Source organism: Enterobacter cloacae complex sp. P47BA (assembly GCF_014930485.1).
GTDB classification, from domain to species: Bacteria; Pseudomonadota; Gammaproteobacteria; order Enterobacterales; family Enterobacteriaceae; genus Enterobacter; species Enterobacter bugandensis.
In genome coordinates this window covers 34,642-43,992 of sequence record NZ_JADBRF010000027.1, presented here as the reverse complement: position 1 = coordinate 43,992, position 9,351 = coordinate 34,642, and the positions used below count along the sequence as shown (strand labels likewise).

At 57.4% G+C, this 9,351-nt stretch carries 6 protein-coding genes; 2 read left to right on the top strand and 4 right to left on the bottom strand.

All coding sequences use genetic code 11. From position 1 onward, the window contains the following. Positions 1-148 precede the first annotated feature (148 nt). The 3 genes from asmA to udk form a co-directional block, all read right to left on the bottom strand. Complete coding sequence (asmA, locus tag IM299_RS21370; RefSeq protein ID WP_193358080.1) at positions 149-1,999, bottom strand: outer membrane assembly protein AsmA; 1,851 nt, start codon at positions 1,997-1,999, stop codon at positions 149-151. Between the two features lie 22 nt (positions 2,000-2,021). Beyond that, a complete protein-coding gene (gene dcd / locus IM299_RS21365) occupies positions 2,022-2,603 on the bottom strand; it encodes a dCTP deaminase (protein WP_028013805.1) in 582 nt (193 codons plus the stop codon). A 91-nt stretch (positions 2,604-2,694) separates the two neighbouring features. Further along, positions 2,695-3,336, bottom strand: a complete 642-nt coding sequence (gene udk / locus IM299_RS21360) for a uridine kinase (protein WP_008500855.1) — start codon at positions 3,334-3,336, stop codon at positions 2,695-2,697. A gap of 343 nt (positions 3,337-3,679) precedes the next feature. Between udk and IM299_RS21355 the strand changes: the two genes are divergently transcribed. Continuing rightward, complete coding sequence (locus IM299_RS21355) at positions 3,680-7,009, top strand: diguanylate cyclase (protein ID WP_193358079.1); 3,330 nt, start codon at positions 3,680-3,682, stop codon at positions 7,007-7,009. Here IM299_RS21355 and alkA read toward each other — a convergent pair. Continuing rightward, a complete protein-coding gene (alkA, locus tag IM299_RS21350) occupies positions 6,974-7,846 on the bottom strand; it encodes a DNA-3-methyladenine glycosylase 2 (RefSeq protein WP_193358078.1) in 873 nt (290 codons plus the stop codon). The genes IM299_RS21355 and alkA overlap by 36 nt on opposite strands. Before the next feature lie 129 nt (positions 7,847-7,975). Here alkA and yegD point away from each other — a divergent pair, with 129 nt between their 5' ends. After that, positions 7,976-9,328 (top strand): molecular chaperone, encoded by a 1,353-nt coding sequence (gene yegD / locus IM299_RS21345; RefSeq protein ID WP_193358077.1) that lies wholly within the window; start codon positions 7,976-7,978, stop codon positions 9,326-9,328. Positions 9,329-9,351 lie beyond the last annotated feature (23 nt).

Genomic DNA, 9,351 nt, shown 5'->3' with positions numbered 1-9,351 from the left:
AAAGGAAAGGCCCTGGAGATACCCCACAGCCCCGAAAAAAAGCCAGTCAGTTGCTTAACTGACTGGCATTACAACCCCGTTGCCGTTTTAGTGTTTGCCCCTCTCCCGTGGGAGAGGGTCTGGGTGAGGCCATCAGGCCACACCGCCGTCAAAGCTTATCCAGCAGCTTCTTCACATCCTTGCCGTTCTGGGAATCTTTATTACGATCCGCCCAGCTGTTGAGCCGACGCTTCGCTTCATCCTGCAGATGCTTACGCAGGATCTGATCTACCTGAAGGCTGTAGTTCAGCGCCTGCCATTTGCCGTATACGCTAAGCGGAACCGGCGTCTCTTTGAGGAAGTCAATCAGCTTGCTTTCGCCCTGCCAGCCGGAAAGCACCCGGACGTTAAAGCGCGTGTCCGCCGTCTCTTTGACCAGATCCAGCGAGCCTTCTCCGGTTAACGACAGCATAGATGAAGTTCCCTGCATCCCGGCCAGCGTCAGCACCCCGTTATCCAGCGTCAGGTCAGTGGTGAAGCTGTCGAGGCGAGTTGCGCTGTCGTAGTTTTCCTGGGCTTTAACATCGCTGCTGCGCTCCACCGCCTGCTGAACCAGCTGCTGGAAGTTGAGCCCTTCCATTCGCGAATCTTTCAGGTCAACATGCGCCTCGCCCTGCCACTCACGGCGGAAGGCGTTGGCATCAATTTTGGTGCCTGAGAAATCGCCCGCCAGCGTCAGCTGACCCGTCAGGGATATCGGATAGTTAAAGGCTTTGAGGATGCTGCCAATCTCAACGTTGTCGAGACGCGGCTGGAATTCAGCGCTGGCAACGTCCTTACGCACATCCAGCGTACCCGGAAGTGACAGGTGACCCGCCCCCATTTTGCCGCTCAGTTCTGAAATTACCAGCAACCCGTTGTGGTTGAACATCTGGCCGCTCACGTCGGTAAAATCAATACCGCGCCAGCGCACGCTGTTGGCTTTCAGCAGAATATCCGCCGTGAAGCCGCGCAGCACGTTATAGTCAGGCTGTTCAAGGTTGGATGAGATAACCGGACGCGACACCGGTGACTGGCTTTGCCCCGTCTGCACGGCATCGCTGTCCGTTGCGCTTGCCGGCACCGGTGGCAGGATGTTCTCCAGGTTGAGCTTGTCAAACTGCAGGTTCAGCACCCACTTCGGCTTATCGTCGAGCGTGACGCTCGCCTGCCCTTTCAGGCTGCTGTCGTTGGCCTGCAGGTTAAGGTTATCCAGCGCCAGCTGTTTTTGCTCTTCGCGCCATACGGCCTGCAGCGTCCCCTGCCCGGCGATCCCCTGGGTCGGGAGATCCGCTCCCGTCAGCTGCCAGCTAAGCTGCTTGATGTCGGCCGTCAGCTGATGCGGGTAGTCCGACGCATTCACGTTTGCATTCAACGAGAGGGACAGATCGCGCTGGTCGCGGTTTATCCGTCCGCTAAATTCCAGCGACGCAAGATGGTGTTCATCCTGTTCCATCTGCAGGTTGATGTTGCGAACGGTGACCTGCTCCTGATCCTCATGCTGGAATACCAGCACGCTATCGGCCACTTTCAGTTTGCCTATATCAAAGGACCAGCCCGTATCGGACGGTTCATCCGGTAAGGTATTCTCGCGCGGCGCAACCGGCGCATTCGCGTCGCGCACGGCTTCGGTCTGCGGGGTAAGCTGAATGACCGCGCCCTTCAGCATCACCTGATTAACCTGCAGCTGATGGGAGATGAGCGGGATCAGCGCCACATCGAGACGCATGTTGTCCGCAGAGACCAGCGGCTGTGCCGCGCCCGGCGCGGTTAACGACATGCGACCAGAGAGAATGCTGAGCTGCGGCCAGACGTGCCAGCGCAGCGGCCCGTCAAGCTTCAGTTGGTAACCACTGCGTGCCTCGACCTGCCGCACCATGTAAGCGCGGAAATCATTCGGGTTAACCAGCAGAACCAACGCCGAAAGGCCAGCAACCAGCACTACCAGCAAAATCATCAGCGTTGTCAGAACTCTTCTCATGGCATCCTCAATGGACTAACGATCAGTCTTTATCAATACGGCTGGCAACCGCACCCTGCTGGTCGCGGTATTTTGCGTCCTGGCGGCGGTTATAAGGCCGGTCTGCCGGGCCTGTCAGCGGTTCAAAGCTTAATGCACCGATCATCATTCCGGGGCGCAGCGCCAGCGGCAGTTTACCGGCATTGAAGAACTCCAGCACGATACGGCCGGACCAGCCTGGGTCGATACGGTGCGCGGTCACGTGAACCATCAACCCCAGGCGGGCCAGAGAAGAACGGCCATCAAGCCAGCCGACGAGATCCGCAGGCAGGGTCACGGATTCATACGTCACCGCCAGCGCCAGTTCACCCGGGTGCAGATAAAAAGCTTCGCCTTCGTCAATGATGATTTCATCACTCATGACGCGATCGAGCGCGGCGCTGACTTCATCCTTCGGCCCGCTGAGGTCGATGAACGGCGCGGTATGACCGCTAAAGGTGCGGAATTTATTCCCCAACCGTACATCAACGGTCACCCCATTGATACGCTCCACGGGGGGACGTGGGGTAATAGACAAGCGGCCTTCATCCAGCCAGGCTTCAATATCACGATCGCAAAGACGCATGGTACTTTCTCCTTTCATGCATCGTACCCTGAGCCGTTGAACGCTCAGGGTAAAACCAGGTTATCTCTGAACGGTACACAATTCGCGCGGCTTATTCAAAAAACTGGCTGATTTTCGCTTTTAAGATATCAATAGCAATGCGGTTTTTGCCCCCGCGAGGCACGATGATATCGGCGTATTGTTTGGATGGTTCAATAAACTGCAGGAACATCGGACGGACCGTTTTCTGGTATTGCGCCATGACGGAGTCCATCGAACGGCCGCGCTCGTTAACGTCACGCTTGATGCGGCGCATCAGGCAGATATCCAGCGGGGTATCGACGAAGATGGAGAAGTTCATGGATTCACGCAGGCGGGCATCGGTCAGGAGCAGGATGCCTTCAAGGATAATGACTTTCTTCGGCTCGATGCGGATCGTTTCCTGGGTACGGGTGTGTTCTACGTAACTGTAAACGGGCAGTTCGATCGCCTGGCCGCTCTTAAGCGCTTCTAAATGCTGGAACAGTAAACTGTGATCCATCGCATTCGGGTGGTCGTAGTTGGTTTTTACACGTTCTTCCATCGACAGATGGGATTGATCTTTGTAGTAGCTGTCTTCGGGAATGACGCCGATATGCTCATCACCTACCTGTTCACGCAGTTCGCGATAAAGCGTACTGGCAATTAGACTTTTACCTGAAGCCGATGCGCCGGCGATGCCTATAATGACGCACTGATGAGACTTATCAGTCATAAATTTAGCGACCTGAATAACCTGGATGTTAAGGAAGGACGACGCCGGAGCGTCAAACACGGCAATTATAGGGATTTCGCGGGCGTGATACCAGTCGAATGCGCAGGTTCTGCGAGACAGGCTGAAAAGTGGCGCATTGATCCCTGAGAGAAATTTTAATGACCGTTTTTTCAGCGTTTAACAGGAATTTTTTAGCGAGTAACTATTTAATAAGTCTATGATGTCAAATTATGAGCAGTCGCCATATGAATTGTAAATTGTTTGTACTAGCATAAACCAAATTATCAAATTCACTCGTGCGCACTTCTCTCCTGACGGCATGGCGTCTCTGGATAAAGCGGTAATGAATAAACAATACCAGCGGGTTTTGGTTACCACCCCACATCCTTTATTACGACTTGTCTGTCTGGGCCTGGTCACCTTTATCTTTACCTTATTTTCGCTGGAGCTTACCCGCTTCGGTACCCTGCTGGCGCCACTCTGGTTTCCTACCGCCATTATGATGGTGGCGTTTTACCGCCATGCAGGAAAAATGTGGCCCGGGATAGCCCTGGCCTGTTCATTTGGCAATATTCTGGCCTCGTGGATGGTGTTCTCCTGGGCGTCGATAAACCCCACCTACACCGCAATAAACGTTATTGAGGCCATCATCGGTGCCGTGTTACTGCGCAAGCTGCTTCCGTGGTACAACCCGCTGCAAAATTTAAACGACTGGATCCGCCTGGCAATAGGCAGCGCGCTGGTGCCGCCGCTGGTGGGCGGTATTCTGATGACGCTTCTGATCCCCGGCCCTGAGCCGCTGCGTAATTTCATCGTCTGGGTGCTATCTGAATCCATTGGCGCGCTGGCGCTGGTGCCGCTGGGGCTGCTGTTTAAATCCCATTACCTGCTCCGCCACCGTGACCCGAGATTGCTGCTGGAAACCCTGGTTACCATGGCCGTAACGCTGGCCCTCAGTTGGGCATCCATCACCTGGCTGCCGTGGCCCTTTACCTGCGTGATTGTCCTGCTGATGTGGAGCGCCGTACGCTTGCCGCGGATGGAAGCGTTCATGGTGTTTCTGGTTACCGTGATGGTCGTTTCACTGATGATTGCCCATAACCCTTCGGCGCTGACCACCCAACATGCCGGGCCGATGATGAACGCGCCGTGGCTGCCGTTCCTGATGCTCCTCCTCCCCGCTAACGTGATGACCATGGTGATGTATGCCTTCCGTGCCGAACGCAAACACATCACCGAGAGCGAAGAGCGCTTTCGTAATGCAATGGAGTATTCCGCCATCGGTATGGCGTTAGTCAGCATGGAGGGCCAGTGGCTTCAGGCCAACAAGGCGCTGTGCAATTTCCTCGGTTACAGCCAGACCGAGCTACAGTCGCTCACCTTCCAGCAGCTCACCTGGCCGGAAGATTTGCATACCGACCTGGAACAGCTGGAACAGCTGGTCAACGGCGAGATCAACACCTACACCCTTGAAAAGCGCTATTACACGCGCAACGGAGAGGTCGTCTGGGCGCTTCTGGCCGTCTCCGTCGTGCGCCATGCCGATGGCTCGCCGCTCTATTTCATCGCCCAGATTGAAGACATTAACGATCTGAAGCAGACCGAGTGGGTCAATAAACGGCTGATGGAGCGCATTACGCTGGCCAACGAAGCGGGCGGCATCGGCATCTGGGAGTGGGATCTGGAGCCAGACATCATCAGCTGGGATAAGCGGATGTTTGAGCTGTATGAAATTCCGCCGCACATCAAGCCCACCTGGCAGCTCTGGCACGAAAGAATATTGCCGGAGGATCGCGCCCATGCGGAGCAGGTGCTGCGGGATTCACTGGTTTCTCGTCTGCCGTTTAAGCTTGAATTCCGTATCCGCGTGAAGGAAGGCGTGCGCCATATACGCTCCCTGGCAAACCGGGTGCTGAATAAAGAGGGTGAAGTCGAACGTTTGCTCGGCATCAATATGGACATGACCGAGGTGAAGGAGCTTAACGAAGCGCTGTTTCAGGAAAAAGAGCGCCTGCACATCACGCTCGACTCCATCGGCGAAGCGGTGCTCTGTACCGATATCGACATGAACGTCACCTTTATGAACCCGGTCGCCGAGAAGATGAGCGGCTGGCTGCAGACCGAGGCCATCGGCCAGCCGATCCTGAAGGTGTTACACATCACCTTTGGGGAACGGGGCCCGCTGATGGAGAATATTCACAGCGGCGATATGTCACGCTCCGATATCGACCAGGATGTAGTGCTGAACTGCCGCACCGGCGGATCGTTTGATATCCACTACAGCATTACGCCACTCAGTACCCTTGATGGGCACAGTATTGGCTCGGTGATCGTTATTCAGGACGTCACCGAGTCGCGCAAAATGCTGCGTCAGCTAAGCTACAGCGCGTCGCACGATGCCCTCACCCACCTGGCAAATCGGGTCAGCTTCGAAAACCATCTCAAACGGCTTCTGCAAACCGTTCGCGAGACGCGTCAGCGTCATGCGCTGGTCTTTATCGATCTGGACCGCTTCAAAGCCGTCAATGATAGCGCAGGCCATGCGGCGGGAGATGCCCTGCTGCGGGAACTCTCTTCCATGATGTTAACCATGCTTCGCTCCAGCGACGTGCTGGCGCGCCTGGGCGGCGACGAGTTTGGGCTGCTGCTGCCGGACTGCAATATTGAGAGCGCGCGCTATATCACCGGGCGTTTGATCCATATCATCAATGACTATCACTTTATGTGGGAAGGTCGCCTGCACCGGATTGGCGCCAGCGCAGGGATCACGCTGATTGATGAGCATAATAACCAGGCGTCAGAAGTGATGTCGCAGGCGGATATTGCCTGTTATGCCTCGAAAAACAGCGGCCGCGGCATCGTGACGGTGTACGAACCGCAGCAGGAGCGGGATCGGAGCGCGCGCAGCATGATGTCGCTGGACGAACAGTGGCATATGATCAAAGACAATCATCTGATGATGATAGCCCGCAGCGTCGCCTCCCCGCGCATACCGGAAAGCTGTAACTTCTGGCTGATTTCGCTACGCCTGTGGACCAGCCAGGGTGAAGTCCAGGAGGAGCACGCCTTCCGTTCTGGTCTGGCGGAGCCCGAACTGCTGCACGCCCTCGACAGACGTATCTTTGGTGAGTTTTTCCGCACCTCTGCCGCACAGGTCGCCCGTAAAGGGATGGGGGTAGCACTGCCGCTTTCTGCCGCCGGTTTAGCCAGCGTAACGCTGGTCGATGAACTCCTCGAGCTGCTCGATAACAGCCCCATGCCGGGCCGTCTGCTGCATCTGGTTATCGCGAGCGACGTGGTGTGTAATCCGGATGAGAATCTGCAGCGAGGGCTGCAAAAGCTTCGCCAGGCGGGCTGCCGGGTGATCTTCAGCCAGATAGGGCGCGACATGAACGTCTTCAGCCACCTGAGCCCGAACATGGCCGATTATCTGATGCTGGACGCCGAGGTGGTGAGCAACGTGTATGGTAATCTGATGGATGAGATGATGGTGACCATCGTTCAGGGCCACGCCCAGCGTCTGGGGATGAAAACCATCGCGGGCCCCTGCAACCAGCCCATCATGATGGATACGCTTTCCGGCATCGGCATTGATTTTATCTATGGCGACACCATCGCCGAGCCGCAGCCGCTGGATCTACTGCTCAACACCAGTTATTTCGCCATCAACTGACGGCGTCCAGCCGTCGGTATACCAGATGTGCAGCAGCGCGTAGGAGCGCCACGGCTGCCAGCGCTCGGCGTAACGACGGATCTGCGCGGGGGTCATCCCGGCGAAGCGTTGCTTAATCAGATAATCATCCGGCAGGAACACATCTTTCGCCTGCCAGCCTCTCAGGGCCAGGTAATTTGCCGTCCAGCGCCCGATGCCCGGCCGCTGCTGCAGCGCCTTCATGCCCGCCTCAACGTCCTCGGGCGGCGTCAACGGAAACGTCCCGTCAACAACCGACTGCGCCAGATGAATCAGCGCCTCCGCGCGTTTTACCGGCATCCCGAGCGCCTTGAGCGCCAGCGGATCGGCAGCGGCCAGCGCTTGCGGGGAGGGAAAGCAGACATAACCCGGTGCATCCTTCACCGGCTCACCGCACAGGGCGACAACGCGGGAAGCCAGTTTCGCCGCCATCGCCACGCTGACCAACTGCCCGAGAATGGCCCGTACGCCCTGCTCATACGCATCCATCGCCCCCGGCAGACGCAAGCCGGGGCGGGCAGCGCCGAGATCCCCCAGCGTATCCGCGATGTGCTGCGGGTTACAGGCGAGATCGAACAGGCGCGCGATGCGTTCAAGACACGTCTGCGCAACCGGAACCAACCCCGGGCTGAGCGTCACAATCAGCGTATGGGTAGCGATATCCGGCGTCACGCGAAATATCCCCTGATGGCCGTCGCAGGCAAAGCTGCACTCGTAGTAGTCGCTCGTGACGATTTCAATGCCCGTCACCGCACGCGCGCCGAGAAAGCCAAACATCCACTGCCAGTCGTAAGGGGGTTGCCACGTCAGGGTATACATCGCTGCTCCTTTTTATTTTTATCAGCATAAACGGAAAGACCTTGTTTTGCCTTGCTTTCATATTCCTGTTGTCGCGATGCAGACATTTCGTTAAAGTCTCGCCCCTTCTCACCGGCATGGGGATTAATCGTGTTTATTGGATTTGACTACGGTACGGCAAACTGCTCGGTTGCGATCATGCAAAACGGCCAACCGCAGCTTCTGAAAATGGAAAAAGAGAGCACGCTGCTGCCATCAATGCTCTGCGCGCCGACGCGCGAAGCGGTGAGCGAGTGGCTGTTCCGCCACCATCAGGTTCCGGCTACCGCGGCGGAGACCCAGGCGCTGCTGCGTCGGGCGGTCAGCTTTAACCGCGAGGAAGACATCGACGTTACCCCTTCCAGCGTGCAGTTTGGCCTCTCCTCGCTCGGGCATTACATTGAAGATCCGGAAGAGGTCTACTTCGTTAAATCGCCAAAGTCCTTCCTCGGCGCGAGCGGCCTGAAGCCGCAGCAGGTGGCGATGTTTGAAGATCTGGTGTGCGCCATGATGTTGCATATCCGCAATCAGGCGCAGTCGCAGGTGCCGGATACTATCACCCAGGCGGTGATTGGCCGCCCGATCAACTTCCAGGGGCTGGGCGGTGACGAAGCCAACCAGCAGGCGCAAGGGATCCTTGAACGTGCGGCGCACCGGGCGGGATTCCGCGACGTAGTGTTTCAGTACGAGCCGGTTGCGGCGGGGCTGGATTTTGAAGCCACGCTGACGGAAGAGAAGCGCGTGCTGGTCGTCGACATCGGGGGCGGTACAACGGACTGCTCGCTGCTGCTGATGGGACCGCAGTGGCATCACCGTCGTGACCGCGAAAACAGCCTGCTCGGGCACAGCGGCTGCCGAGTAGGCGGCAACGATCTGGATATCGCCCTGGCCTTTAAGAGCCTGATGCCGCTGCTCGGCATGGGTGGGCAAACCGAAAAAGGCATTGCCCTGCCGATCCTGCCGTGGTGGAACGTGATTGCCATCAACGACGTTCCGGCGCAGAGTGATTTTTACAGCACCGCGAACGGGCGCTTCCTCAACGACCTGGTGCGCGACGCGCAGGATGCCGAGAAGGTCGCCCTGCTCTATAAAGTCTGGCGTCAGCGCCTGAGCTACCGCGTGGTGCGAACTGCGGAGGAGTGCAAAATCGCCCTTTCCGACCGTCCTGAACATGCGGTCTCCTTGCCGTTTATCCGCGAGGATCTGGCCACGGCGATTTCACAGGGGGGGCTGGAGACGGCGCTTGCTCAGCCGCTGCAGCGCATTCTGGAGCAGGTCCAGCTGGCGCTGGAGAACGGCAAAGAGAAGCCGGATGTGATCTACCTGACCGGCGGTAGCGCCCGTTCGCCGCTGATCAAGAAAGCGCTGGCGGAACAGCTGCCGGGCATTCCGATTGCCGGTGGGGATGACTTTGGCTCCGTTACCGCAGGGCTGGCGCGCTGGGCGCAGGTGATGTTTAGCTAATGCGGTTGTGCCGGGTGGCGGCT

Coding starts and splice junctions, on each gene's coding strand:
- asmA (WP_193358080.1), bottom strand. CDS start 1,999: ATGAGAAGAGTTCTGACAACGCTGATGATTTTGCTGGTAGTGCTGGTT.
- dcd (WP_028013805.1), bottom strand. CDS start 2,603: ATGCGTCTTTGCGATCGTGATATTGAAGCCTGGCTGGATGAAGGCCGC.
- udk (WP_008500855.1), bottom strand. CDS start 3,336: ATGACTGATAAGTCTCATCAGTGCGTCATTATAGGCATCGCCGGCGCA.
- IM299_RS21355 (WP_193358079.1), top strand. CDS start 3,680: ATGAATAAACAATACCAGCGGGTTTTGGTTACCACCCCACATCCTTTA.
- alkA (WP_193358078.1), bottom strand. CDS start 7,846: ATGTATACCCTGACGTGGCAACCCCCTTACGACTGGCAGTGGATGTTT.